Below are 25,833 nucleotides of genomic sequence, written 5' to 3' on the forward strand. Positions count from 1 at the left end.
GGAAACCAAGACAGTGTCGTAATGGGCCCCAAAGGCATTCGCATGATGAAACACATCAGCGGGCCCGGCAACATCGATCATTGTCACGCTGTCATGGATCAAGAACCCGATAGCCCGTCGATTACTCACTTCTCACCGTAGTCTCTCCAAAATGTGGCGCTTCGCACAGCGTACGCCAACAGGTACTTGTCTGGATGCCTTTCAATATGACCCCTGCGAGGCCCCCGGAGCGTTATCGCCTAACCCGCTGACACATCGATGAGCACCTTGCCGACGATGCTCTCTTCCACCGCCGCGTGGGCCGCAGCCGTGTCAGCCAGGTCAAAGCGATGCAGCGGCAGGCCTGCCGCCTCTCCCACCGGAAGGGCGCCGTCGGCGATGGCCGCATTGATGTCCTCGGCGGCCGCGTACACCGCCGCCATGCCAACGGTGTAGAGCAGCACGAACTGGTAACGGACATTGAGGCTGAAATGCCTACGCACGTCCAGGCCCATCTGATCGCCTCCGTTGTTGGCGTAAACCGCGATAGAGCCGCGGTTGCGGACCACTGCCAGGTCAAGTTCCGCGTTCTGCGCGGGCGCCACCTCCACGATCTGATCAACGCCCTCGGGAGCGATCCGGCGGATCTCCACGGCCGCGTGGGTTTCGCGGTAATTGATGACGTGATCGGCGCCGGCGGCCGTGACCAGCGCAGCCTTCGCCGGTCCGCTCACGGTCGTGATCACGACGGCGCCGGCCCACTTGGCGAGCTGGATCGCCGCATGGCCCACGGCGCCAGCCCCTCCAGCGACGAGAACTACCTTGCCGTCCAACGCTCCCGGGCGCAGCCGCCGCGGGCCGTCCTCGGCGATAGTCAAGGCCCGGTGGGCGGTGATCGCGGGAACGCCCAGGCTTGCGCCGAGGTCGAACCCGGCGTTCTCCGGCAATGGAAAGACCCGCTCGGCCGGCAGGACGGCGAATTCCTGTGCTGTCCCGCCGTCGGCCCGCTGGTAAGCGGCCAAGGCCAGCCAGACCCTGTCACCGACGTGAAGATGCTCGACGCCGGGTCCGACTGCGTCCACGACTCCGGCGCCGTCTTGGTTCGGCACGACCTCCGCGAAGGGCAAGGGCTCCCCCGGTTTGGCGCCGCGGCGTGACTTCCAGTCGGTGGGGTTCACCGCAGAGACCGCGATCCGCACGCGGGCCTCACCGCGCCCCGGCTGGCGGATCTCACGGTCGACGAGCTCGAGAACAGACGGATCGCCGGTGGCACGGTACACGATTGCTTTCATACTCAGACCCAACGCTGGCCCCGACCGAAAATTCCCGGCGCATGCCGGACCAGATGCGGGCAAGACCACCAGAAACAACTTCGCTGTTAGTCATTCTGTTACCCATCATCGCTGGGCGGGTCCTCCGCGCAACCAGGGCGCTATGCGCCGCTCACGATCCAAAGTTTCGTTCGGCGCTCCTCAGTCGCCTATTTCCTCGCGAAACTTTGAACCGCTCCCGGTTCCCCAAGTTGCACTCCGGACACTCAAACGCAGCGGTGACTCCGCTATCTGAACGACGCACAAATCCGACAGACACATCCCGTGCCCGCAGCAGCGACCGGCTACCTCGTCCACGACGCCAGTGCCGCCAGCGTGCGTGTTCCCGTTTTCAGCGGATGACCGTCGGTGACCGGCCCGAACCTGAGAGCCGCTGCAGCCGCCTCGGCTACCGCAAGTCTGCCCGGGGCGCCTTTCCTAGCGGGAACGGCACTGACCCTATGCATGGGAGGAAAGCGACAGCCGCGCGTCCGACTATGGAAAAGTCTTATGACTCAACTAAACCAGGACCGCCCCAGGAAGAAGAGTCCGGATCCCACACACCCGGACTCTGTCGACGGACCGGACGCCACAGCCGCAGATAGACCCAAAGACGTTCCCGCGGAACCTGGAACGTCCAACGACACCGACGATCTAAGCCACAAAGTCATGTCGTCTGAAACAGAGAACTGCATGAAGTAGTGAAGGCAGAACCATGAGGAAGGGACCAATATGCAGGCCGACGAACCGCCCGTGGAAAGGGTGCGCACAATGTGCACACCCCTTTGGACGGACAAACACGCGATGAGCGCACTCTGCCTGCCTCGCAGAAAGCAGCTACCCTCGGAAGATCCTCGAAGAAAATCCGCTTTTGACATGTCGTCACCACAACCGGTGCCCATGAACCATTGACGGCCGACAACTGGCCACGGAAACAGCAAGAGGGGACGACACAAAAACCCTAGATTCCAGCATGCGGAGGGGCCAGCAGCCAAGACCCTGACCCCGCCACCCAGGCCACCGCGGCGCCAGGCACAGACCGCGGCCACCGTCAGGGGGACCCGCGGAGGGTCAATGTCCACACATTAAAGCAAAACCCCTCTGACGAGGGGGAATGCTGTGCCCGAGGTGGGACTCGAACCGCATTCCAGCCCTTTCAAACACAGGGAAGTCCAGAAAACCTAGGCAATCCGAGCCAATCCGGTCGATGTACGACCCAGTCCGACGGAGAAAGTGTTGACACTGTCAACACCCCCTCTTTTCCCACTTTTGAACCCGTTTCCGAACACAACCAAGGTGTTCAAACATGCAGGAACCGGTTGCCGGGTCAGGCGATCTGGATCCGTTCGTCGCCGATCGACAATCGGCCCGCCAGGCTGCGGACCGCGCTCCATAAGAAGCTCCAACACGGCAATCACCTGCTCGTACGAGTCATGATCGAGAAGGGAAGGACCGCCACGGTGACGGTGTCGGCGATGTCGTTGCCGCCCGTGTCTTTGGCTGCTGCCGTGACGGTGTGGCCACTACCCGGTCTGGGCTTCGGCAAAAGTCACGGTGTGGTCCGGGACGATGCAACACACTGTCTTTCCGGGGGTGAGGGTTACTTGGGGGGGTAGACCGGGGTGCCAGCCGTCGAATGGCTGAACCGCAGGCCCGTGAGCGTGGTGTCGCCGGAGTCGGAACTGAGTTTCTCAGTCCATCTTTCGGAGGAGCAGTTCAACCCACGGGTCCCTTTAGTTTTGCAATGGATTCGTCCAAGGCCTTCCTGAGGGTTGGATCCTTCAATGCGCTCAGACTCTTTTCCTCGTCGAGGACTGCCTCAAGTGCATCGGCTATGTCTTCGTTACTAATGTCGGGATGGACCAGCCGCAGCAAGCGGGTCGTCGCGTCCAGCCGTCCCCAGATGTAGTCGTTTTCCCGCCAGTCTTTCCGGAAGAAGGCCGCAAAATTTGCGAGTCCGGTGCCTTTGAGCTTCGGACGCCCAGTTGCGGGGGCCCCATCCTTCGGGCTGATCCGGTCGACCTGGATCAGGGTGGATTGCTCAATGGCTGACAGGGCAAGGAGAGGGAACGCTACAGCGTCCCACATCGCGTATCCTGCGTAACTGCCCAGGAGATCAACTTGGACGTCCGAGGGCCAGTCTTCGATGAGCTCCCTGAAATCACTCCAGAACTTGCTGGCGACTTCGTGCATGCCGCCGCCAAGGGATGGTGCCAAGGTTTGCAGAAAGCCGCCCAGCAGGTCCTTGTTCGTGGTGACGAACGCTTCAGGATCGAGCGACGGCGCCTTCTTGAGGGTCTTGTCGTCGAAGAGCGCGTCAGCCGCCCCGACTATTGTGGCTTTAGGCGTGCCGGGCAGGTTCCGGAGGGTTTCCAGAGCGTCGTAGACCTGGTTTTTCGCGCGGTCAATCTGATCCCGGGAGGGCATGCCCTGCATTGGTCCGTACAGTTTGTTGAGTCTTTGAATGAGGAAGAGCAGCTGGCGTTCCCGGTAAGGAAGATCGTAGTCATCGAAGAATTCCTTCAGATCCCCGAAGCCGTCGCCGGCGCCGGCCTTCGTTCGGGTCCAGTACCGCAGGACCCCGCGGAGAAAAGCGGCGGCACTTGATTCATTGGAATAGTCAAAGGCCCGGGTGATGATGGCGCTCAGGTTCCGGGCGACCGCTTCCAACCGTAGCTGCTGGTAGACCTCCAGGCTGTCTCCCAACCCCGTGGCGGCCGTTTTGGCCAGTTTCTCCTCAACCGTGCACATGTCGTCATAGTCTGTTCCTGCGGACAGCCCTGGGATGTCACTTTTGACGGCTTCCAGGATTTTGGGCAAGAGGCCAACTGTAAGGCCGGAGATCTGTTCGATTCGTGCGTTTCGATGGCGAAGTCGCATCAGCCCCTCCAGGATGGGTTGGTGCAACGGGATCGACGGTCCCGCCTCGATGATGGTTTCAAGCCAGCTCGGCGGGCTGGCCGCCGTGTTTCCCTTCTGCAGTGGGGGAACCGGGTGCGGCTCGATGTAGACGAGGTGGCGTTCGACCTCCGCTCCGGCCCGTTTGTGTTCTATGGCATTGATGGCATGGTCGAAGGGGGTATTGTCCAGGACCCCACCGTCAATGAACCACGAGCTACAAGGGTCATCCTCCCAGGTCGTGTAGTCGGCGAAGAAGTCCTCAATGAACTTGCCCTTGTCGAAGTCGATACCTTTCACTCCATCTAACGTGTGCTCAAAGCCGTCTATGGTGACGGGGGGAAAGGCGCCGGGAACGCTGGACGTTGCGCGTGCCGCGAAGGCCAAAGCCCCGTTGCCCCCCTTAGTGAATTGGTTATTGGCCTTGTCTCCCCAACGGGCCTGGAAATGCATCACGTGCCGGTGCGATACATCGTGGACCGTCATGCCTCCGGGAATGAGTGTCAGGAACCGGTTGTAGCCGAGGCCGTCGGTGATCGGCACGAACAGATCCATCGACTGTCCCTCGGGCATGAGAGGTAGCTTCACCTCCTCTGATCCGATCGGTTCCGCGTCCATGGCCTGGAGGCTGCGGCAGATCAGCTTGATCATGCCGGGTCCGTCCAGCGGCGCGGCGCTGGGCTTGGTCACGAGCTTTTCGGCGAACCCCAGCAGCCGGAACACGAGGGGGCCGTGGCCAGTCACCAAATTGCCGACATCGGCCTCGTTGAGCCACAGGTCTTTGAGCGGCTCCTGGGACAGGTTTGCCCCGATGGCCTTAGCCAGAAACAGCCCGTCCATGCCGCCGGCCGAAGTGCCGGAGATGACATCGACGATGACACGCGTCGGCGTGCCTCCGGAAGCGGCCCTTGCTTTCAGCGCCTTCACGTAGGAGTGCCTCACGGTGCCTTTCACATCATCAGACCGTCCTGCTTCTAGAAGCCGGGAGGCTACGAGCAATTCCTCTACTTCTCGGGTTACGCCGTACATGTACACGGCCAGCGATACCCCGCCGTAGCAGACAAGAGCCAAACGAAGTTCCAGTGGATGCCCATCCGCCATGATGTTCCTCCTAGAGTCAAGCGACGTTACTGCCCTTGGGAAGCCTCACCTGGCCCTGCGGATACCGCAGTTGCTTCCGGATGACCGGGTGATGGCAGTCTCGGCATTTACCACGGACGTGGTTTCCCCGGAGTCAATACCGAGATCTGAGATTCCGAGCTAATTGACGGTTGAGGATTCTTTCTCGCTGACTGCTGTGGCTGTGCCGTCCCCTCCGCCGGCATCGCCGGGGACAGGTCCTGAAGCCGCGTTGGTGACCCACGAGCAAAGAGTGGGGTTGTTTTGACAGAACTGCTCGATGTAGACGATTGCTGTCGTTATATCTTTCACTGCTTGCTCGACCCCGGTCAGGATTTCATTGAAGCGAACCTTAGGTGCCCAGAACTGGCTCAGAATTACCAAGCCGACCCCTTCAGGTGCAGTGTCCACAAGATCACAGGGGCGATGGTTCGCGCCGATGATCGGGGCTTGATTGATGCCCCATGCACCGGTTGGAGATTCGCCTAGTTTTGTTCCGTGGGGATCGAAGTAGATCATTTTTGCTCCACCGGTGAAACCGAAGAGCTTGTTGGTACACGTTTCATCGACATGCAATTTTGCTACGCGGGAGACCGAGTCAACTTGGCACGTACCTACCATGTAGTGTCCATTGCCAAGGTCCCGGTATTGGGGCGCGACGGAGTAAAGTGTCATTACTAACCCTCGAGTGATCGCTTTTTGGCGCAGCCTCTAAGTAGGCCGGCCAATTCCTTGTATGTCTGCAGGTGAATGGCTTGCGCCAATTCCCAGAATCGAGTCGCGCGAGTTGTCGCGCAAATCGGACAAATTCAAGACGTTGAGATTAAATCTGGACCTAGGCTGCAAAGCTGTCAAGAGCAATTTCCGTGTCGCCAACGACCTCTGATCAATTGAGACAGAGGTCTCAATCGTGGAAGAAACCCTGAAGTTGAGTAGTCGTCGAATGGTTAAACCTGCTCAACCCCCAGGGGTTGATCCGCCATTCACAATAAAAATGAGGTTGCGATCTCAACCGCCTGCAAGCCACGAGGCGGCGTTTTGATATCCCGCCCCGATTGCGGCTTCTACAAGAGGAATAAGGTTTAGGGAATCCGTGTTCTCTCGGAGGACCGTGACGCAGTCTTCGAGCTGGTAGTCGGGCTCGATTTCTCCGAGCCGCGTATGTGAGAGCAGATGTGTGAGCAGGGCGATCGAATCGTGCGGGTGTCTTTTGAGGACGTCTGAATGGATGAGGCCGTGAACAACGTGGGCTCTCGGTGCCAGGGTTGCCCTGGACGAGGTGGCCAGTCTGACGGCTTCGGGAAATGATTCTGTGAAGTACGGCGTCCATCCTGCCATTTCCGCCGCTTCAGCTGGACTCAGCGGTACTGGCACGCTTTCCAGCCTTTGTTCCCAGTATGTCCTTATCCAGGTTTTCCAGCGTGATTCGGCCAGCTCTGATGGGCTTCTTGAGAGGCTTTCCCGTACCTTGCCGGCCCAGAGGTGTCTTGTTACTGGGCTTGCAAGGGAGATGAATCTGCGCAGCCAGCCGGTACCGACCGGGTCCGTCTTGCTGTTGAGGGCAATTCCGGCTAGCTGTGCACAGAGATGAGCGACGAGTACCGGCTGGTGAGTTTCGACACGGGGCGTTTCGTTCACCAAGAGATCGAGGAGTCCATGGTCCAATAGCCGGTCATTCCACCCGCCTCGTCCCTGCAGATACCCGTCCCATACTTGTTGAGCGGCAGCCTCAGCCGTTGCTCTCCAGCTGAACAGCGGAAGCAGGATGTTCCCGCACCACTGTTCATCGGCTCCAAATAAGAACCGGAGATAACTGCCAAAGATGGTTCGGGCCGCTGCTCCTCTTGGCCCGTCGTCGGCAATCATCAAGTCAAGTTCATTCTTGACCTCGGTGCTTAAGCCGGACCAGTTGTCTCCAGCGCTCCTCCAGTCACCGGAAATCGAGTGAATCCAGAATTCGGCGATTATTCCAGCCCGTCCGTAGCGTGCGGGGCCGTACCAGCCGTCTCCCGAGACGCCGGGGAGGTCAGTGTCCGTAATGTCCGACCAAATGGATCGGGCAAGCTGGCGGGCCTCATGCCTCAGGTTTGGTGGTATCTCGTTGTCGCCACGGCGGGCGCCGATTTCGAGCAGCCGGGCCGTGGCGTGGTTGATATCCGCGCCTTTTGGACGCCTTTCCAGTGTGTCCAGGACGGATCTCCACTGATCGTTGTCAAGGGCCGCCCTAGTCCAACCGTCGATCACCGCGCGCCAGAGCCCCTCTTCCTCGGGGACAGTTTCGAGGTCGTCTGCGTAAGTTAGCAGGAGTTTTCCGTCCTCAGGCCACCGAACCACAGCCGTGGAAACACACTCCAAGGCATCCTGCCAGCCAGAGCGGCCTGGTTGCTCATACGACGACAAAGCAACGACATCGCCCAAGGCGGATCCCGCATCCTCTTGAATGCGCTGGTGGAGCTCGTCGGCCGCGAGGGGGAAAGCTGAGACCACAGAGCCGGACATTCCCCAGTGATCAAAATCGGGGTATTCACTTGGCTCGTATTCTGGATGCTCCTCGCAGATGCTCCTCAGAGCTTTCGCAACGCTCTCCAACTCTGGACCAGTTTCGGAGATCCAGATCAGGAAATTATAGATGGAATAGTCGCGGTATTCGCTTTGAGGCGTGTCTCGAACGACGGTTTCGACCACCCGGTTACGCAATGCTTCGGAGCAGCCTGCGAAGTTCAGCTTTATCAACCTGAAGTTCTCGTGTTTCGCCCCGTCGTCGAACAATCGACGATCAGTGAGGAGCCAGGTCACCTTCTCTTCGCTGGACTTGTCCTTTCGGTGGCTCCAGCCGTGAACGGCGAGCCGACGGAGAAGGGGCGACTCGGCCCTGGCCCAGGACGCGACGACCCCAGAGCCGATTTCCAGGTGCTGGTCCAACAGGTACTCAACACTATCCCTGGCCATATCTATGATCAGCCCTTTTGGGTCCGGGTGCCGATCTTGCTCGTGGGGTTCGATGGCGGAGCGTGCAAACGAATCCGGGTCCCAATCGTTGCTCGCGGCGGAGAAACTGACCATCAAGCAATGGGCCCGTCGCAGGCTGCAGTCTGCCAGGACGTTGATGTCCATCGCCATCTCGGCAAGATGCGGCTTGAAGATTGTCTCCCATGCCTCGGGAAGCCAGTAGTGGTCACCGTACACGTTCACCACAGGCCTGACTTGGTGTTCCCACTGGCTCTGCTGGTTTCCAAAAGCTGGAAAGGCTGGAGCCATCGTAATGTGCGGTGTCGTGAAATACCGAGCAAGAGCAGAGCCGTAGCTCTGTCGCCTGGCCATTTGCATGAATTTAGGAGGTAAAAAAGGAGGCCTGATTGATTGTCGTGGTCAGCTTCCAGTAGTAGGGCTACCCAGGCTTTGAACGTTGAAGGTCGCACCTCCTTGCTCCGGAATAACCCAAGCGCGATCTCGGACCAGAGGACTCGTCCGATCCGTCCGCCCAAGATTTGAACCGTTCTAAGTGCCCGGTGCGTCTCGGATTCGAGCATGACGAAGTTCGTTACAAACCATCGGGCCAGAACCAGCGAAAGAGCGGACTGCGTGTCTGTGGCGAGAGCCTTGAATGAGTGCTGGGTTTCGGCCCACGCCAGCCAGGCTTCGCCTCGGGCAAATTCAGTGAAGAAGGCGGCCGTATGTTCCGTGGCAAGCGCTTCTTCGAGATAGTCTGCGCGGACTGGATCCTCGGGTGGTGGGCCGTTGACCAGGTCGGAGATGCGCTGCCGTTGACTGAGTAGTCCGCTGTCCGCCCGTTCGGCCCACTCAATTACGACCTCGTTGAGGGCTGTGTGCTGCTCGCCTGCGGCGACGGGGTATGCGATTGGGTGGATCTCCAGCCGGCGCCACTTGGAAACTTCATCATCACGGGTCAGGGCATATCTTTCCGTCCCTCTTGGAAGACCCCGAGCGAGGTATTCCATGACCATGTCAGAGTGGCTGTAGCCAACGAACAGCACGGTGTATTGCCGGAACATGCGGTGAAGGAACTGCGCGGCCCATGCATCGGTGAGGTAAGCCCGCCCGAAGTCTTTGTCCGTCAAGACAAGACGGCGGGGGTCCTGGTCCAGCGAACCGTGCAAATGGACGATCCCCGAGAAATCATTGCCCATGGGCAGAGCCGGCCCGTCAAAGCGCTGAAGCCGGATCTCTTCCAGGTCCGCGGCCGTCGACAGATGCAGGTCGTAATTGGTGGTGACGATCCGTGGATTGCCGTCCCCGGCGGTTGTCAGTCGAAGGATGGCATGATGGAGGGCGTTCGGGCTGGAGGAATCCTTCCCGATGATGTTGGATGCCAGCCGGTGGACGTCGGTGTGCTCGGACAGATCGCCAAGAAAACGATCCGGATTCTTGAGTTGAATCTCACTAGGGACATGCCCGGTCTGCTCGCCGATGCAATGAGCGAGGCGCTCGAAGAGTGGAAGCCCTGACGGCTGGTCAACAGAAACTCCCGCGCCTGCGAAGACCACGAGCCGGTTTTCACGATGCGCCTCTAACAGACCATTTGGAATATTCACATCGGGAGTGATCCACATCAGGCAATGGTCCCACGAGCCGTCCTCGTTTGCGGGAAACGAAACTACCCCGCTCCAGGGTTCCGTTCGAAAACCGATGGCGTGTGGCTGACCTGGCAGCAGTGGGTAGCTGATGATCGACGCTTGAACCTGGCCGGCTTCATGTTTTGTCGGCTGCCCGGTCTGGCGCCTGTGTTCCGTAGCGGGGCATCATCTGATGTCTCAGTTGAGCCAGGGACGACGTGACCACTGACAGAAACCACTCAGATGTCGGCACGTGATGAAACTTCGAAGGGCCAAGGGCGCCGCAGACGCTGGCGCTGGCAAGGACCTACGGTCCCGAAGCCTCGGGCTTCTCGGACTGGAAACCGGCAAGGATGAGGAAGTAGTTGAACGTGACTCCCGAGGACTGGCTTGGGAGAAGCAGCCAAACTTTTCTAACGACCACACTGCCTACATGGACCCCATAGCCTGATGAATCATCATGCTCAAGGCGTCAACTGTTCCTTGGATGGTGCCGGTAGCAGCCAGCTCAGCCAGCTTGAACAGCAGCGCCTTTACCCTGCCAGCTCCAGGCGTCGGCGACTGGAGCTCTTGCTCAATCTCCACCGCAACGACTGAGCCTTGAGCTGCGACTTCGTCCGTAACTCCAAGTACTCCAGGGGACAGCATGGCGCGAACGGAACCGAGGATCTTCTCAACTTGCTCAATCTGCTCCTGGCTAAGAGTGTTCGACTGAGTGAAGTTGGAACTGGCAACGGCGATATTCACGCCTTGTGATCCTTGAACATGAACTTCGTTCACAGTGACCCCCGCAGAAGTAAGTAGTTTGTTGACGGACTGTCCCGTCTCGATCGTTCGTATGCCCCTGGTTGTGATGTTGGGTCTAAGCAGCTCCCCACCCCAGGTGCCGTGCCCGTCCAGATACTCCTCATCCCGGAGCCACTGAACCGCACGGTCAAGCTCACCCTCTGTATAGGGCAAACCAAGGAAGTTTCCTCGCCAGCTGTTGAGGAATTCGCTAATGGCTAGAGCATGACGGTCACTGAGATACAGATCGTAAAGCCAGTTGAGGATGGCGTCGCGGATCTCCTGCGTACGGCGCCGTGAGTCGCGCTTGAGTTCTCCGAATTCAACGACAGCATCAATACCTGGCTGATCGACCCGCACTGAGTCAATGCCTTCTATCGTGGGCCAAAACATGATCCAGCTTCGGTCTTTCAGTGCTTCAAGGTCGCTGTGGATAACCCCGCGCTCCAAATCCCATCGCTCGGGTTCTTCGTAAAGCCGGCCAATATCGACTTGACGATCCTGATTCATCGGCCCGACTTCTATGAGAGCTATCATCAGTCGCAACTGACGCAGCCCGGCTTTCGTTTGAGCGATGGCTTCAATAGCTGACAATGCGGCTCCCCCTTTGTGCGTACTTTACCGTCTCACGTTAGCTGGAGGGTCCCACAGGACAGCCCGGCACACGTATTCTGACTTGGGCCAATTTTTCTTTGTGGAGGAACCGTGCGTACCGATTTGATCCTTATCACCACAGCCGCTGCGCAGTCAGCCCCGTGGTGGGGAGTATCCGCCTTCACGCTCGGTGGCGTGGCTCTGACCGCCTTCGTGGCAATCGCCATAGATAAGCGCAAGGCGAAGCGGGACGATGAACGACGCTGGCATGACCAAGTCAGATTGGAGGCGGCTCAACTGGTAAGGGCATGTTTTGAAGCACTAGAGGCCCTGCATACTGCCAGTCAGCACGAACCTCGCATGCGTGATCTTCTCGATGGTGCAGTTAGAGCAAAAAAGCTCACGAACGCGACACGAAAGCACATAGGTCATCTGAAAGAAGCGCGGGCGCATTTCGATAACCTGTCCATCATCGCTCCGGAGGACGTCGTCAACAGTGCATCGGCTGTCTACGGACACGTCATCACCACTGCCGTGAACCGGGCAGGCGCACTGCCTGAAACTATGCCTACGCATAGGAAGCACTCTCGCAACCTCATCAACACTGTGCGGCGCGAAATCGGCATTAAGGAATCCAAGAACAGCAGAAGCTGAGGATCTATTGGAGCTGTCCGATCGCTTCTTCACCGTCGCCATACATAAGAAGCGCAAGGTTTTGAATTGCTGAAGCAGGGTTATCAAGCATGGCCCGATGCTTCTCCAAGATTTGCATTTCGGGGACACTGAGCTTGTGGACCATAGTCCTCCTCCTGCCGTCAGACCCCAGATAGCGCAAAATAAGCATTTCGTCGAGGCGAATTGCTGCCTCATCTTCGTCCCTAATTGAATCAATCAAGCCAGCGATGCTTCTGGCGTTTATCGCGGTAACTTCCGCCCTCTGCTCGTTGACGGTCGCATCCTTCGGGACTGTTGAAGGTTTGATTGACACTTTTTCAATCAAACCTTCAGCAGTCCCGAACAACCATTACAAGGTCAAGGAGGATGCGGTGATTTTGGGTAGGACTGTCCAAACTTATCTACAAGTGGCAAGCGCTAGGTAAGTTGAGCGGCTTGAAGACCCCCATAATGGGGCGGATCATGGTCCTCCGAGAGGATGTCGTGCGAGCCAAAGAATGGGCCTCGAGAGGATGGAGTCGCCTAAGCATGCTCGCTAGCTATCATTGTGGGGATCCTCCTCGGACCAGCGTTTGTCCACGGCAGACTTCCACAGGAAATCTAACTTGTTCGCGTCACTCTTGAGGAACCACCACCTGAGGCTTCCATCAGGAAGAAGTGAGCTTCCCTCGCGTCGCTCAGCAAACATGGCGGAGAGGCGGATGGGCTCTAGAAACTCGGGGCGGATTCGGTAGGCCACGATTTCCTGGTCCATGTCGTAGTAGTGAGGTTCGAGCAGCGTAAGTGCTCGCTCAGCCAGATTTCCGTTCCCTACTTCATGCGCTAAAAGGTTCTGGATGGTGGAACCTATCGACTGGAGCCGGTCGCCGCTGGTACCAAACGCCCATCTCTTCCATAAGGCGTACGTCTATCCATCCCTCGGCCAGCGACGCTAACTTCAGTGCTGTTCCAGCTATCGGATCGAGCCCATACAGCTTCGAAAGGAACGAGTCCCAACCCTCTCCTTGCAGGATCTTGTCGACGGCGGAGTGTGTCCAGCCCTGGGAGACAAGACTCTCCCGAGCAGTGAGCTCTCTGCTCAGGCGGTTGGCATTTTCAACTGAGTCTTTATGTATGGAGACGTTCAGCGAGTCCTTCGCCAAGGCCAGCAACTGAGCAGGCGTTCGAAGGTAGAAATTTCTTCCGGTTCTGGCACGTAGCTCGTTTATCAGCTCAATTCGCGGTCCACGAATCTCGCCGGCCTCTTTTCGGACCCAATCCTCTTTGGCATCACGCGTGATGAATAGGACATCAAGGTTCCTTCGGGATGCTTCGACTAGAAGTTGGCCCCATACAAGGTAATCACCCGCAGATTCCGGTTCGGGCTTCTTAGCGTCCAAATAACCGGGTGGCAACTGGTTGTCGCCGCGCCGTTTTGCTTCGACTAGCGCCTTCTCATAAGCACTCTCGTCTAGGGGGTCGCCCACCTTCCCTCGGAGAATATCTTCAAGCTGGAGCAAGACATCGTCCTTTGACGTGTCGCGTGCCCAGGTTTCCGTCTCTTCTTCCGAAAGCTGGGTTACTTTATCCTTGATCCCGTCTAGACACTCGGTCAGTTCCTCAGTCAGCTCTTCCACGGTCGCCCTGGGATGAGATCTCTGCTTACCCCAAAGGTCGAGAGCCTTGACAATGGCTTCCGTGCTGGAGCCAAGCGTCTTAACAAGGACGGCAGTTCCGCCGGGATCTTTGAGAATTCCCTCGCGGTTTCGCCAGAATTCGACCATTGCATGATTAGGTACCCACAGTCGGTCCCCGATTGCCCGAAGCGCGGCAATCAGGTCGTCTCGTCCCTGCTTCCCATAGCGGTATAGGTCTAGGAGAACATTGGTGTCCAGTACGACGAGTCCTTGCCGCAGGACTTCTATGTGGTCATCCCGGGTGGCAGTCCTATAGCCTTCAAACCCGTCAAAGATGCCCCTTTTTGTTGCTTCTACACGCTGTGAGTCTTGGGCTGACATGTCAGGACCTGGCTTTTCTGTACTTGCTGGCATTAGTTCTTCTTTTTTGCCTTGGGAACGTCCCTGTAAATGCCAAGCGGCGTAACGCTCACGGTGGGCCAGCGCGGACCGTCCAACAAGCCGATGCCCTCCATGACACCCAGGAGGTCGCTCGCTCCGCGCTCAGTTGCTGCCCGTGAGATCGTCCCCGATGGGAGCATGAAGTTCATGTCGTCACTGACCTTCGTTTTGTGTTCCTCCTGCACGGGGACCGTTGCGACCTGGAGAACGCAGGTCCAGTTGCTCATGTACGTGCCATACCGGCTGAACAGGTGCTCCCGTTCGTTCTGAATGTAGTCCGCTCTGTTCAGCAGCGCGCCGCTGAAGCCGTATTCGAGATATTCCTCGCCGCAGGGGAGCGCTCGCATTGCTATGTCGTCACCCAAGAAGGACTGAACAAACCCTGACATGGCCTTGATGTCGTTCTCCGTGGAACCTCCAAGAACTCCATTGCGAGCTTTTCGCAGAAGTTCCTCCTTCTGCTTCTCCACCGACTTTCCCTTCATCGGTTTGAGTTCGTCCGTCTTCAATCCGAGGCGTGCCAAGTTGTCTGCCATCGAAAGAAACCGCTCAAGTCGTGACTCGAACAGCCCACCGTCCAGCATCTGCACTTCGCAGGTAACCCGAACCAGCTGCGCCGGTTCCAGGTCGTCCTGAATGCTGCCATCGGCCCATTTTGCAGGATCGTAGTAATCATCTGTGGCGTCGGTGATGAACCCGTTCTCGTCTGCAGAGTCCTCGAACAGGGAGAAAACAACGTCCTGGAGAGACTTCTGCTCTTCGCGCTTCCAGTCGTGGGAGTAGCCGCCACCACCGCCGAACCCCAGGAGCTTTGCCTGGGCGTCAGCCTTGACGTTGTCCGTGTGGCCGGCCTTGGTTTGCTCAACAAGCCCTCCGTCCATATGCGCAAGGAAGGATTTCACCCGTTGAGTGTCTACATATAAAAATTCTCGCGGCCGTGACTCATAACTAGCCATGCTGATGCCCCCCAATACATAGTCGCTAGAGGAATCCTAGTCGTAGGCAGGATCAGCGTTCTCGCAATTCCCAGTCTCTGCGCGTGCCCCTTGAGGGCTCCGGACTGTCGACGGCACCTTCCACCCCATCCACTGAGCTGGCGGGCAATGTTACCGTCGACCACAAGTCGTTTCGACCTCAAGTCTCGAGTTCGCCACATCTTGGCGTCCGCATGTTCAAACTTCCCCACGAAGCAAGACTACTGGCGGGGAAGGCGTCATCTTTGAAGGTGCCCAACCGAGCCAGTTCCGAGTCGTCTAAGGACGGGGCTGCTCCCCGCCGGCCCCAAAAACCAAACTTGGAAAAAGTCAAGCTTTGTCAACAGTCAGGGGCCAAATAGGCCTCTGACCTGCGACAACATTGTGCCCGAGGTGGGACTCGAACCGCATTCCGGGCCCCGGAAACACTGGGAAGTTCCGGAAACATGCCGAGTACGGGCCAGTCCGGCCCCGGTACGGCCCAGTCCGACGGCAAGAGTGTGCACATTGTGCACACCCCATTTTTCGCTCAGAGACCGCTGCGACACTACTCCCCGCCTTGGGATCGTTGGCCTTGGTGTAAATGGTTGCTTGCAAGGCCTTGGCTGTCACTGGCCAGCCTGCGAGCACTGCCTTCAAGTGACGTACAGGGATGTCAGTGGCCGCGGTTGACCGTCGGGCGCTCTTTCAGGGTCTGGCCGATCTTCTCGACGGAGGCGAACCAGGACAGCATGTCCTGATCAATCGCGCCGATGACCGTCCGCATGTTGGCGAGCTGGGCTTCGATTCGACTGTTGATCAGAGGTTCAAGATGCGCGACACGGTTGCGCAGGCGATACACGCCCTCCACCGCCCGTTCCAGTTCATGGACCGGTCGTTTCAGGTTCGGGAAGGCCGAACTCAGTGCCTGATCCCACAACAGTTGCTTCCCGGCATCCTTACGGCCCGGCAGCATGAACCGCCACGTGCCAAGCGACATGGCCGCAAGAAGATCTTCGTGCAGCGGCTCGCGCAGGTGCTTCGGCCGCAGACGCGTTGATCTGCCCGCCCGCGACCTGGCATCGGGAATGTCCCTGCCCACAATTCGCTCTACCAACACCGACGGGTCCAGGAGCCAGTCCGCGGAGTGGGCCTGTCCGGTTTTCGGGTTGGTCTGGGTTGCGTTCCACAGACACAGTTTTTCATCGAGGGCATTACGTAGCACGACCTCGAAAATGTGGAGTGCCTCGTATGCCGCGCCCGAGAGCCGGATGTTCCATCGGTACAGGTGAACCGCATCCTGCAGGCTTCCGGCAGCTTCAAGGTAGGGTGCAAGCCGGGCCTTGCTCAACCGCCGCAGCAGCACGGACTCGATGCTCTTTGGTTCAGACTTAGCCATGGTAGTAAACTGTAAGGGAAGACAGGGGCAGGTTCCCTGTTATGGATTACTGAGGGTCCCGCAGCCAGGAGCTGCGGGGCCCTCAGCCATTTCCCTCCAGATCCCAAATCCAGCTCAACGGATTCCACCAATCCCCCGGCGGCTCCCGCGTGCCCTTCCAACGTAGAATCAGGCCATGGTGCGGATCGAGGAACTGACGGACACAGACACCGGAACGTTTGCCATCCGCACATCGACAGGCTCCCTCTACCGGATCGCTCTCGGCAACTCCCCAGGCCTCACGCGCCTGCCAGCGGACCAAGGCCCAGAAGCCGCATACCGAACGGCAGGCGCATCGGTTCTCAGGATGGACACCGAGGAGATTCCCCTGCTGGGCATCGGGAAACTCAAGGTGGGCGAAAGGGCCATCTTTTTCTTGGACGTTGTCGGTGACGGGATCACGGTCACAATGCGCGATACCACCCACGTCAACATTCCACATCAAATCCATCGAGAATCACACAGGCTCTACAACTCAAGAGTTGTATTTGGGATGGGTCCTGGACGCCAGACAGCCAACGCATGGAGTGCAGGCCCTGCCTCTGCCCGGAATCCGAGCGGTCATCGTCGCGTCGATGTCAGCTCCGGAAACCATGAACGGGATGCCCGTCTAGGCCGGAGCAGCAGCAACAGAGCCCCCGGCTACCGGTTGGTGGCTACATGTTCATAGTCAGTGAAGACAACTGGGCCGCCGACCAGTTCCGGCGAATACACGGATTCGAACTTTCTCACAGCCTCCGACTGGCCATGAGAGGCGTGTGCCATCTCGTCGTCAAAGATGAACAGATGCACGAATCGGGTCCGGTCATCCTTCTGCTGCCAGGAAGAATAAAAGCGGGTGCCGGGCTCATTCTGACGGACGTAGTCGACAAATTTCTCAATAGCGGCCAGGACCTTGTCGACAGCTGACGCGTTCACCTGATAGTGCGCGGTCTGGTAAATAGGCATCGAGTACTCCTCTTGATCGCTGTCCGAACGTCCGCCCAACTTATCAACAACCGCCAGTGCAGGGAAGAAACCAAACTCTCGCCTCCGGCGACTGGAATTGGGCCCAAAGAAAACGCCGCAGGCGGACATTCATCGTCCTCACGCGCCGAGATCCGACTCCCTCTACGCCATGCGGAGAAGGGATTGGGCGGTCCGAGGGAGGGCCGAGCGGCAAGATCGCGTTGGCCGTCGACGGCCGGGGACCGCCCACGTCCGAGATTCCGACCCCCGGCCAGAACGGGCACAACCCGCAGCTACTCCCCCTGTTGGAAGGAATCAGCGTCCGCCGGGAAGACGGCAGAAGGCCACGTTCGCGGCCGGAGGCTATCCTTACTGACGAGGTCTACTATCATCCTCCGACCCGCGCGGCACTGCGCCGGCGTCCCGCGCTCTTCGCTCGCGCAGCCAGGGAATGAGGCCACCTGCAAGGAGCATGTCGACCTGACGCGTCGATAGTCGGTGACGCACAAGGTAGACCTCATCGCGGGTCTCGCTGCGCAGGAGGATCGCCTTGCCGGTCACGAGCGCCTCGCGGATGTCTGTCAGCAGGAGCACATCGCCTTGCTGGATACGATCGTGGTCGGCGTCATTGGTGAATTCGAGTGCGAGGACGCCGAAGTTGGCCAGGTTCTGCCAGTGGATTTGCGCGAACGCTGCCGCTTCGACCGTCTCATGGTCCTCAGATCGCATTCCATACGCCACAGCGCTATGGCGACCCCGTGTTCACGGCGGTCACCTTTCGTGTCGACAGCCACCACTGGCTACAGACATCCGTCCATGTCAATCTCATTCAGGACCACCATGAGGGGGCCGAATCAGCACCACTTGAGCAAACGTGTGCGCCGAATCGGTGCCTGAGCGCCAGGAGGACCCGACGCCGCTCAAGGTGCCCGACGCCGAGGCGCGAGTGTTCACCAACCTATTGAATGGCGATGTTGCTTCGGCCACTTGACACTGCCGGTCATTCCATGGTTAGTAGACGGGTTTTGTTGTTTACTGGTGGTATCTCCATTGCCGGAAGTGGAAAGAGGCAGATCACCGTGAATTCGGGCCAGCTGGTATGGATCGTCGTCGTCATCGTCGTGGCACTCGTCATTGTTGGCCTGGTGGTTTTCTTCGGCCGCAAACGGAAGCTGAAAGCCGATCGGCGTAGGGCGGCCGAGATGCGCCAGCAGGCGGAGACAGATGAACTCGGCGCACGGGAGGGTGAAGCGAAAGCGGCCCGGGCGGAAGCGGACGCACAGCAGGCCGAAGTGGATGCCGAACGGCTCCGTCGGGAGGCCCGCGATGGCCGGGAGGACGCCCGGACTGTTCGTGAGGGTTCACAGGAACGGGTTCGGGAAGCAGATGAACTGGATCCGACCAGTGATGCCCGCGGAGGCCGGGACAGCCAGGCCGGTGAAAATCGGCCGGGCCCGGACGGCGGCACCGGCCAGCCCGACCGGCCTGCCCAGGGAACCGGGCCGGGGTAAGACATCCCCGGCGATGGCCAGCGCAGGCCCATCTAGGGCGGGCCAGAGGATCCGCTTGGGAGGCCGCTCTGTTCCGCGATGGGTCAATTCCCACGAACGTGTCACCAATTGAGTTGAAGCGCCAGCATGATCCGGTATCGGAGGACGAAATGCGGGTCAGAATCGTCATCGGAATATTGGTCGTTGTCTGGCTTGCGATCGGAGTCGCCGCAGCCGCGCAGCGCGGTTATTTCTCCGGACTGCCGGCATCCTGCGCCTCGGCCGGAACTATCGCGCTGACAATCGGTGCCGGGCCGCTGAACTACACGGGCCTGAATCCCAGAATCGCCTGTGACATTCCCCAGCCATCGCCGTGACCCCGGGCCCGGAGCCCGGAGCCCGAGCCGCAACCGGGTCCTTGTGGAGAGCCCACGGTGGGGCCGGATGGCGGAGTGGTCACCGGCGCCAACCCGGTCGTGCGTCATTGTTGAACGTTTGAAAGAAAAGGCAGGTAACGGTCATGAACATTCTTCTCATCATCGCAGTGGTCCTTGCGATTTTGTTCTTCTTCGGCGGTGGGCTGGTTCCTTCTTTGAACTTCCTGATCTGGGTTGGCGTTATTCTGTTGATCCTCGCTGCCATTGGTTTCTTCGTCGGGCGCAGCAGAAGGACCTGAAAAACCCGGACCGCAAGAGTCTGCGAAGAATCGATTCGACTGGTCAGCCCTAACCGGCGGCAGTTCCGGACTCGCGCCCCTCACTCCCACCGGCCAAACGCCGGACGGGGCCGCATATCGGGCGAATCCAACTCGACACGGCGCGGCGTCTGCCCTCCGCGTCAGTTCCCGGTTGACCGTTCGACGGATTTCAGTGTCCGGGGCGCGTCAGGGCTGCGCGCCGCGTTGTTTCTTGAATCGTCTGCGGCCGCACGGACCTGGACCCACCTGTGAACAGAGGCGTTCCGAATGATCTACACGGCTCTAGTCCGCATCGCGCAGATGACCCCGGCCTTCCCTTCGCTTGTCGGCTCTCCTGCAGGCTGCCGTCCCGGGCGGGCCAGCCGTTCTCCTCAGGTCAACAGAGCAGGAGCCTCAACAGGAGCAGGAGCCGCCCGCGCCGGCAGGCACCTTACATCCGCGCGAATTTGGTCTTCGCCACCAGGTAAAGTCCGTAACAGATCAGACCGGCGCCGACCGCGACCAACAGATAGACCCCGTACGGCTGCTCGCGCAGAGCCTTCAGCCCGCCATCCAGGCCGGTGGACTCCTGAGGGCGGGCGTTCGCGGTGGCTATGATGAACAGCAATCCCACCAAGAACAGTGCGATGCCCTCGGCTGCGTAACCGACCACGCCAAGCCCGGTCACGACGGTCCGCGCGTTGCCCGGGGGCGGCAGCAGCAGATCCTTCTTGAACGATCCCTTAAGCCCGAGGACCACGAAGACGATGCCGATGACGGCGATCGCGCCCCCGATGATAATCAGCAGGAAAGCACCCCGGGTGCTTTGATGATTGAGACGGTGAAATCGCTGGTGGACTGTCCGCTGTTCTTGCCGGTTCCGCTTGCGGAGGCAGCAAACGTCAGCGCCATGAGGGCGAACACAACGGCCTTTCCGCCCGCCGAGAGTTTCTTTCCCACCTTCGTCTTGGCTTCCAGCCGGCCGTAGCCGAAGACGGCGTTACCGGTTTGCCAGAGCGCCAGAGCCACACAGGCGGCGAATCCGGTCCACAGCAGCAGCAATCCCTCGGGCTGGCCGGCGAGCTGGGCGACCGCACCGCCCTGGTCCGCTTGTCCGGGCTTGCCGAAGGCCAACTGGATGGCGACGGACCCTGTCAGAACGTGCAAGAAACCGCTGACGGCAAAGCCTGCCCGTGCAGCAATCACAAGAGCCCTGGAGTTCGACGCCTCCTCAACCGCGTTCGCGGCGTCCTTCAGCTCTTTCTTCATCACCGATCCTTACTGCGATCGCACATACAGATGCCGTGGTGTGCAATACGCCTATTTTGTCACGGGAGTCCACGCCCAGACACGCCTGGTCCGGCACCGCGAAAGACCGGGGCCGGAGCCGGTTCAGCACCGGAAGCGCACGGGCAGGCCGGTCAGGGCGGGGCCGGGGACGCGGTATGCATGTCTTCGATCGAGCGTTGCCCGTGGTAGGAGGAGACATCGCCGGTATCCACGGACCGATGCACCAGCAGCACCTTGATCAGTGCCCCGTCCCGCCAGTATCACCGTCGGGTTCCAAGCCCTAGCTCAGAACGTTTCATGGGCGGGGGCGCGGTGGGCGGGCGCACTGGACCATCCCCGGGCCACCGCCTCTGCGCGATTCCTGCAACTCAGGTTCAACACAGGGAAAGCGACCGCCGCCATGATCGCACCTGGCGGGTTAAGGTGCCTGGCAATCGAGGACGATTCCCGTTGGCCCTGTGGAGCTGAGCGTAAAACGTGCTACCCGTCGGCGTCGGTTTCGGTGTCCTTCGTGTCCGTGTCGAAAGGCTTGCCTGTCGTCGGCGGTTCGCCAGCCGCGAGACGGTCCGACTCTCGAGCCCCAACAACGGACTGAGCTCCGCCGGATCCGGCTTCGGCAGGTGAAGGTCCAGGCGGTACGGCCCCGGCCGTCTTCGCGGAGCCAGTCACGGTCCGCTGCCCCTCGGTCATGGCGGGGTCGTTGAACACCTGCTCGACGAGCGCCTCGCCTGACCCGGTCTGTTCCGGATGCGAGTGGTCTCCCTGCGCCCTGGTACCCGACTCGGCGATCTCGACCGCTTCGCCCACATCCGCACCGGTGCGGGAATCGTCGGCCGGGACGTCGGCACCGGGCGAGTGGTGCCGGGACTGCGATGCGGCGTCCTGGCCGCTGTGCGGATTCTCGGTCATCGGCTTACCTTTACCATTGATGTCTGCCACTTTTCGGCAGTGAACCAGCTTACCTCCGGACGGGCAGCCCGTCGAGGAAAATGGGTCGCGACGGCGGATCGGACACCCTCCAAAGAACCTGACCCTGACGTTGTCCTGGTTCTGCACAATAAAGGCAATGAGCAGAACCAGCAGCAGCACCAGGGCAGCGACCGTGGCCACCCGGATCATGCCTCCACGGGTCGCTGCTGGGCGCTTTGCAGCGGCCCGAACGGGAACGGGGCCCGCGCACCGGCTCCGGCGGCGGAAGCGGTTCTGCGTTCATGACGTGGTCCCCCTTTGTCGGCCCTTGGCGCATAATCGGTCGAATCGCCGACTATCCGGTCCGGCGGCCGCCTGCGCCTTCTTCCTGGGGGATCTCCATTTGGAAGCCGCAGCCGCAGTGCAGAACTTTCGTCCTCAAATAGACTTCCAGCACGCCCGCTGACGGTCTGTCGGTGTGCATCCGCGCGTAGATGCTCCGGAGGTCAGCGCCCCGGGCCTTCATCGTTCGCCGCAGTGGAGGTACTCTCCGCCGAACTGCAGAACACCGGGTACGGCTGCACTGCGGTTCAGGACCCAGGCCAACGGGGGGACGGTGGCGGCGCCGGAATAGAACGAATCGCATTCAATGCAGGTATATGAAACGTCCACGACATCCGTGTCGGCAGGGTCCGGCGGTTCCTTCGTTTCGATGATCTGGTGCACGTCGCGGCGGCAACTGCCGCACCGCAGAGGCCAGCCGTGCCGGGCGTGCGGGGTGGAGATGGTCGACATCCGTCGTGCTCCTTTATCTGAGGGCCTCCCTGCCGTTGGTTTCTTCGTCGGGCCCGGCAGGATGACCTGAAGAACCCGGGCGCGGGAATGTGCGAAGGGTCGTTTTCGGGCCAACTTCTTGGCAGTTCTGTTCCTACAATTAACTGTCGGCCTCCACGGCATTCACGACGAGGGGGCGGCCAAGTAAGGAGAATCAGCATGGGTTTGGGTGACAAGATCCACAACGCCGCCGAGAAACTCCACGGCAAGGGCAAAGAGGCAGTCGGCGATGCCACCGGCAACGACCGGATGAAGGCCGAAGGCAAACGGCACCAAGTCAAAGCGGACCTGAAGCAGGCCGGCGAAAAAGTCAAAGACGCCTTCAAGAAACACTAAGACAAGCAGCCAGAAGGCAGGGGTGCGGTCCGGGCGGGCCGCACCTCTGCTTTCTCGTCGCAACATGTACTTTCCGCCGGCCGATGGCCCTCCGATGGGCCACCGCGGGTGATGACTTGCTCCCAGGCGATGGGATCTTCACCGGAACGCTTCAGGGCCTCGACCTGGTCAGAGCACCCGGCGGTTCATCCAGTCCGCCAAAGTCCTCTGCTCCAGGATCGAAGTCGTTGGCAAAGACAGCCAGACCTTCGGCCTGGCAGGCCAAGCACCACGGGTACATTCGTCCTCGCAGGGCAACAGCCACGGCGCAAACAGGGAACGTCTGCCACGGCCCTGATCCGCCCGGCAACGGGATTGCGTCTTTTCCCGGCCAAGACACGGTGGGACCATGACTGTATGAGCGAAAATGCCGAACACCGTCCCGACCCGCCGACTCCCGATGACACGGCAACACACGGGCAGTTTACGCACCTGGACGACTACGGAAACCCATCCACCCATCAACTGCGCATCATTGGCCGGCGCCGCACCGATGCTGAGGCCAAACTTGAGCAGCGACAGCGCGAAACCCGGACCAAACCCTCAGGCTAACGGCCCGTGTTGAGCCTGAAACCGAACATCAAACCTGGATTTGGCTTTCCACCGAATCCCTAGCGGGTACGCGAATGGCTACCGTCAACCGATCCATTGAAGTCGATGTGCCGGTCTCTGTTGCCTACAACCAATGGACGCAGTTCGAGTCGTTCCCCGAATTCATGGACGGAGTCGAAGCGGTCGAGCAGATCGACGATACGGCACTGCACTTCACGACGAATATCAGCGGAATCAAGAACGAGTTCAACGCCCAAATCCTGGACCAGGTCCCCGATGCACTCATCAGCTGGGCCAGCACCGACGGGCCCCGGAACTCCGGCGAAGTCAGGTTCGAGCCCTTGGACGACAACCGAACGGGCGTCAACGTAAAATCGAGCGGGAACCGGAGACATTGAAGGAGAAAATCGGCGCGGTCCTGCGCGCCGACGACCTTCAGGTCTCCGTGGACCTGGAGAGGTTCAAGACGTTCATCCAACACCGCGGCCAGGAAACCGGAACCTGGCGGGGTGCCGTCTCCGGCGGTGACGTCGACCAACACCCACCTTCCAGTACGGGCTAGATCGTCCCGTCCCGTCTCACCGGCTTGACCCTCCTGGAGGACTTGTCTCTGCGGATTCGGGCAAATCTGCCCGACTTGATCATTTCTGACTCCCGATCTGGCCTGGTGGATGGGAGCCCACGCCCCCGGACGATTTGGCGGGCCGGCGCGGCCTCAAGTACCCGTGTCCCGGATCCGGTCCTAATACGGCCCAGGTCCGAATCTTGGCCAGGTGGTGATTCTGGCGGCGTCGACGGCGACCCGCGCGAGGTGGCCGGTCCGCTCAAAAACAGCGCGTTGGCGGCGTTCCCCGGTCCCGCGCTCCCGGATGCGTTCCAGGCCTGCCTGGATGCTGGGCAAGTCGCCGTCGGCGGCCAGGGCAGGCCGCACATGATCCAACAGGGCCAGGATCACCCGCCCCGCCGGTTCCGGATGGTTAGTCAGCGGGTGCAGAAGAGTTCCGTTGATCCCCGACCGGCCCGCCCGCCAGGCCGCCATCCGCAGCACCGCAGCAGACGTCGGGACCGGGAGCCTCTTCAACTGCCAGTCCGTCGCCGAGGTCTCGACCAGGGCCCGCACCAGTCCAGCCACTACAACGCTGTCTCCGGCTTCCAGGCAGACGTCGGCCACGCGCACCTCGATCGTGGGGTGCTTCCGCGACAGACGGACATCGAAATACATCATCCCCTCATCCAGAGGGACCCCGGAGTCCAGAAGCTCTCCGATGAGTGCCCGGTAGCCACCAGCCGATCCGAAGATCTCCTGCGGTCCGGCGGTCGGCCAACGACTCCACGCCTGGGTTCGGTAGCTTGCGAATCCACTATCTGCACCGTTCCAGAACGGTGAATTAGCACTCAAGGCCGTCAGAACCGGAAGCCAGATGCGGATTCGATCCATGATGGCGACGCCTTCCTCCACGGACTCTATGCCGACGTGAACATGCAAACCGCAGGTGAGCTGCTCCCTGGCGGTCAAGACGTATCCGTCCATCATGGCCGAAAAACGCGCCGAGTCCGTCGTGTGGGTCTCCACCGGAACCGGGGATGTTGCCAGAGCCGCAACCCGGGCACCGAAGGCTCTGGCCTCGGCGTCCGCCTCGCTGCGGGCACGACGGATACGATCCAGCAGCTCACCCAGGTCCGTACAGGGCTCGGTGAGCAGCTCGATCTGCTCCTGTTTGAACTCGGCCGTCAGGGAAGGCCCGGAGCCTGCGGACCTTCGCGCCGCGGAGACCTGCTCAAGAATCTTCCCTGCCAACGGCTCGGGACGGCCCGTGGACTCATCCACGATGAGAAGCTCCTCTTCGACCCCGACTGTGCGCACACCGTCATTATCGGCCTTGACGTACCGCTTTGTCTGAAAGCGTCAACATCCGGGATCGCTGCCCTAGAGCCGTGAAAGGCCGGCCTCCGGTGGCCGGACAAGTGAATCATTCGTGCCCGGGACTTCGTCCCCTCCGAAAGCCGGTCAGGACCACGTCCGCCCCGGGCGGATTTCCCACCGCCGGTCATGGCAATCGAAACGGCCGAATCAGCCCACGGTCACAGAGGTCCTGGGGGAACACCACGGCCTGGAAGGTGCTCGAGTAAGCCGAAGGTCAAGGACGAGTCGAGAGTCCGCCGCCGGATCTCCGCATCCGGCAGCCGGGAAGCGACTCTTAAGTACGCCGCGGCGAGAAGAACCCGGTGACTACAAGACCTGGACCGCTTGCCACCTCGGATACCAGGCGTCAGGGGCACGCGGACAGCAGCAGCCGGATTGTCTCGCCCGTCAAAAACCAAAGAGGCGCCGGCCAGAGACAGTGCATGCAGGCCGACGGCCTTCCTCCGGTAGCG

At 60.1% G+C, this 25,833-nt stretch carries 26 protein-coding genes; 8 read left to right on the top strand and 18 right to left on the bottom strand.

Features of this window, described 5'->3' with window-relative positions; all coding sequences use genetic code 11:
• Positions 1–239: 239 nt before the first annotated feature.
• The 6 genes from VLA65_RS20685 to VLA65_RS20710 form a co-directional block, all read right to left on the bottom strand.
• Positions 240–1,271, bottom strand: a complete 1,032-nt coding sequence (locus tag VLA65_RS20685) for an NADPH:quinone reductase (RefSeq protein WP_332603597.1) — start codon at positions 1,269–1,271, stop codon at positions 240–242.
• 1,734 nt (positions 1,272–3,005) lie between these two features.
• Positions 3,006–5,288: a patatin-like protein gene (locus tag VLA65_RS20690; protein WP_332603598.1), complete on the bottom strand. Its 2,283-nt coding sequence runs from the start codon at positions 5,286–5,288 to the stop codon at positions 3,006–3,008.
• Positions 5,289–5,447: 159 nt separating this feature from the next.
• Positions 5,448–5,825, bottom strand: coding sequence for a hypothetical protein (locus VLA65_RS20695; RefSeq protein ID WP_332603599.1), 378 nt, complete (start codon positions 5,823–5,825; stop codon positions 5,448–5,450).
• 489 nt (positions 5,826–6,314) lie between these two features.
• A complete protein-coding gene (locus VLA65_RS20700; protein WP_332603600.1) occupies positions 6,315–8,501 on the bottom strand; it encodes a hypothetical protein in 2,187 nt (728 codons plus the stop codon).
• Complete coding sequence (locus VLA65_RS20705) at positions 8,495–9,877, bottom strand: SIR2 family protein (RefSeq protein WP_332603601.1); 1,383 nt, start codon at positions 9,875–9,877, stop codon at positions 8,495–8,497. Before VLA65_RS20705 ends, VLA65_RS20700 begins: the two co-directional genes overlap by 7 nt.
• Positions 9,878–10,309: 432 nt before the next feature.
• Complete coding sequence (locus VLA65_RS20710) at positions 10,310–11,260, bottom strand: hypothetical protein (RefSeq protein ID WP_332603602.1); 951 nt, start codon at positions 11,258–11,260, stop codon at positions 10,310–10,312.
• 111 nt (positions 11,261–11,371) lie between these two features.
• Here VLA65_RS20710 and VLA65_RS20715 point away from each other — a divergent pair, with 111 nt between their 5' ends.
• Entirely contained in the window at positions 11,372–11,914 is a 543-nt protein-coding gene (locus VLA65_RS20715; RefSeq protein ID WP_332603603.1) for a hypothetical protein, read from the top strand.
• Between the two features lie 4 nt (positions 11,915–11,918).
• On the opposite strand, the gene VLA65_RS20720 is transcribed toward VLA65_RS20715, so the two are convergent.
• The 7 genes from VLA65_RS20720 to VLA65_RS20750 all read right to left on the bottom strand — a co-directional run bounded on the left by VLA65_RS20720 (position 11,919) and on the right by VLA65_RS20750 (position 18,060).
• Entirely contained in the window at positions 11,919–12,248 is a 330-nt protein-coding gene (locus VLA65_RS20720; RefSeq protein ID WP_332603604.1) for a hypothetical protein, read from the bottom strand.
• Between the two features lie 502 nt (positions 12,249–12,750).
• A complete protein-coding gene (locus VLA65_RS20725; RefSeq protein ID WP_332603605.1) occupies positions 12,751–13,965 on the bottom strand; it encodes a PIN-like domain-containing protein in 1,215 nt (404 codons plus the stop codon).
• Positions 13,965–14,948 (bottom strand): DUF6414 family protein, encoded by a 984-nt coding sequence (locus tag VLA65_RS20730; RefSeq protein ID WP_442880358.1) that lies wholly within the window; start codon positions 14,946–14,948, stop codon positions 13,965–13,967. The genes VLA65_RS20725 and VLA65_RS20730 overlap by 1 nt, the downstream gene beginning before the upstream one ends.
• Positions 14,949–15,621: 673 nt before the next feature.
• Positions 15,622–16,311, bottom strand: coding sequence for a hypothetical protein (locus tag VLA65_RS20735; RefSeq protein ID WP_332603607.1), 690 nt, complete (start codon positions 16,309–16,311; stop codon positions 15,622–15,624).
• 115 nt (positions 16,312–16,426) lie between these two features.
• Positions 16,427–16,825: a hypothetical protein gene (locus VLA65_RS20740; RefSeq protein WP_332603608.1), complete on the bottom strand. Its 399-nt coding sequence runs from the start codon at positions 16,823–16,825 to the stop codon at positions 16,427–16,429.
• Between the two features lie 200 nt (positions 16,826–17,025).
• On the bottom strand, positions 17,026–17,460 hold the full coding sequence (locus VLA65_RS20745) for a putative quinol monooxygenase (protein ID WP_332603609.1): 435 nt from the start codon (positions 17,458–17,460) through the stop codon (positions 17,026–17,028).
• 240 nt (positions 17,461–17,700) lie between these two features.
• The gene (locus VLA65_RS20750) at positions 17,701–18,060 is read right to left on the bottom strand and encodes a hypothetical protein (protein ID WP_332603610.1); all 360 of its coding nucleotides are present in this window, start codon (positions 18,058–18,060) and stop codon (positions 17,701–17,703) included.
• 350 nt (positions 18,061–18,410) lie between these two features.
• On the opposite strand from VLA65_RS20750, the gene VLA65_RS20755 reads away from it, so the two are divergent.
• The 3 genes from VLA65_RS20755 to VLA65_RS20765 all read left to right on the top strand — a co-directional run bounded on the left by VLA65_RS20755 (position 18,411) and on the right by VLA65_RS20765 (position 19,497).
• Complete coding sequence (locus VLA65_RS20755; RefSeq protein WP_332603611.1) at positions 18,411–18,842, top strand: hypothetical protein; 432 nt, start codon at positions 18,411–18,413, stop codon at positions 18,840–18,842.
• A gap of 149 nt (positions 18,843–18,991) precedes the next feature.
• Entirely contained in the window at positions 18,992–19,198 is a 207-nt protein-coding gene (locus VLA65_RS20760; protein WP_332603612.1) for a hypothetical protein, read from the top strand.
• Positions 19,199–19,341: 143 nt separating this feature from the next.
• Complete coding sequence (locus VLA65_RS20765; protein WP_332603613.1) at positions 19,342–19,497, top strand: hypothetical protein; 156 nt, start codon at positions 19,342–19,344, stop codon at positions 19,495–19,497.
• Positions 19,498–19,948: 451 nt separating this feature from the next.
• Here VLA65_RS20765 and VLA65_RS20770 read toward each other — a convergent pair whose 3' ends face one another.
• From VLA65_RS20770 to VLA65_RS20785, 4 genes are all read right to left on the bottom strand, one after another.
• Positions 19,949–20,257, bottom strand: coding sequence for a DUF1206 domain-containing protein (locus VLA65_RS20770; protein ID WP_332603614.1), 309 nt, complete (start codon positions 20,255–20,257; stop codon positions 19,949–19,951).
• A gap of 41 nt (positions 20,258–20,298) precedes the next feature.
• Positions 20,299–20,766 carry a DUF1206 domain-containing protein gene (locus tag VLA65_RS20775; RefSeq protein WP_332603615.1) on the bottom strand — a complete coding sequence of 156 codons (468 nt, stop codon included), beginning with the start codon at positions 20,764–20,766 and terminating at the stop codon, positions 20,299–20,301.
• 501 nt (positions 20,767–21,267) lie between these two features.
• Positions 21,268–21,696 (bottom strand): hypothetical protein, encoded by a 429-nt coding sequence (locus VLA65_RS20780; RefSeq protein ID WP_332603616.1) that lies wholly within the window; start codon positions 21,694–21,696, stop codon positions 21,268–21,270.
• Positions 21,697–22,218: 522 nt separating this feature from the next.
• Positions 22,219–22,491 (bottom strand): hypothetical protein, encoded by a 273-nt coding sequence (locus VLA65_RS20785; protein WP_332603617.1) that lies wholly within the window; start codon positions 22,489–22,491, stop codon positions 22,219–22,221.
• Positions 22,492–22,689: 198 nt separating this feature from the next.
• Here VLA65_RS20785 and VLA65_RS20790 point away from each other — a divergent pair, with 198 nt between their 5' ends.
• The 4 genes from VLA65_RS20790 (at position 22,690) to VLA65_RS20805 (ending at position 24,019) form a co-directional block, all read left to right on the top strand.
• The gene (locus VLA65_RS20790) at positions 22,690–22,866 is read left to right on the top strand and encodes a CsbD family protein (protein WP_332603618.1); all 177 of its coding nucleotides are present in this window, start codon (positions 22,690–22,692) and stop codon (positions 22,864–22,866) included.
• A 396-nt stretch (positions 22,867–23,262) separates the two neighbouring features.
• A complete protein-coding gene (locus tag VLA65_RS20795) occupies positions 23,263–23,457 on the top strand; it encodes a hypothetical protein (protein ID WP_332603619.1) in 195 nt (64 codons plus the stop codon).
• 74 nt (positions 23,458–23,531) lie between these two features.
• Positions 23,532–23,855, top strand: a complete 324-nt coding sequence (locus tag VLA65_RS20800; protein WP_332603620.1) for an SRPBCC family protein — start codon at positions 23,532–23,534, stop codon at positions 23,853–23,855.
• Positions 23,852–24,019 (top strand): hypothetical protein, encoded by a 168-nt coding sequence (locus VLA65_RS20805; RefSeq protein WP_332603621.1) that lies wholly within the window; start codon positions 23,852–23,854, stop codon positions 24,017–24,019. Before VLA65_RS20800 ends, VLA65_RS20805 begins: the two co-directional genes overlap by 4 nt.
• A 180-nt stretch (positions 24,020–24,199) precedes the next feature.
• On the opposite strand, the gene VLA65_RS20810 is transcribed toward VLA65_RS20805, so the two are convergent.
• Positions 24,200–25,321 (bottom strand): glutamate--cysteine ligase, encoded by a 1,122-nt coding sequence (locus VLA65_RS20810; protein ID WP_332603622.1) that lies wholly within the window; start codon positions 25,319–25,321, stop codon positions 24,200–24,202.
• Positions 25,322–25,833: the final 512 nt, after the last annotated feature.

The sequence above is a fragment of the Arthrobacter sp. S2(2024) genome, assembly GCF_036662515.1.
Taxonomy (GTDB): Bacteria; Actinomycetota; Actinomycetes; order Actinomycetales; family Micrococcaceae; genus Arthrobacter.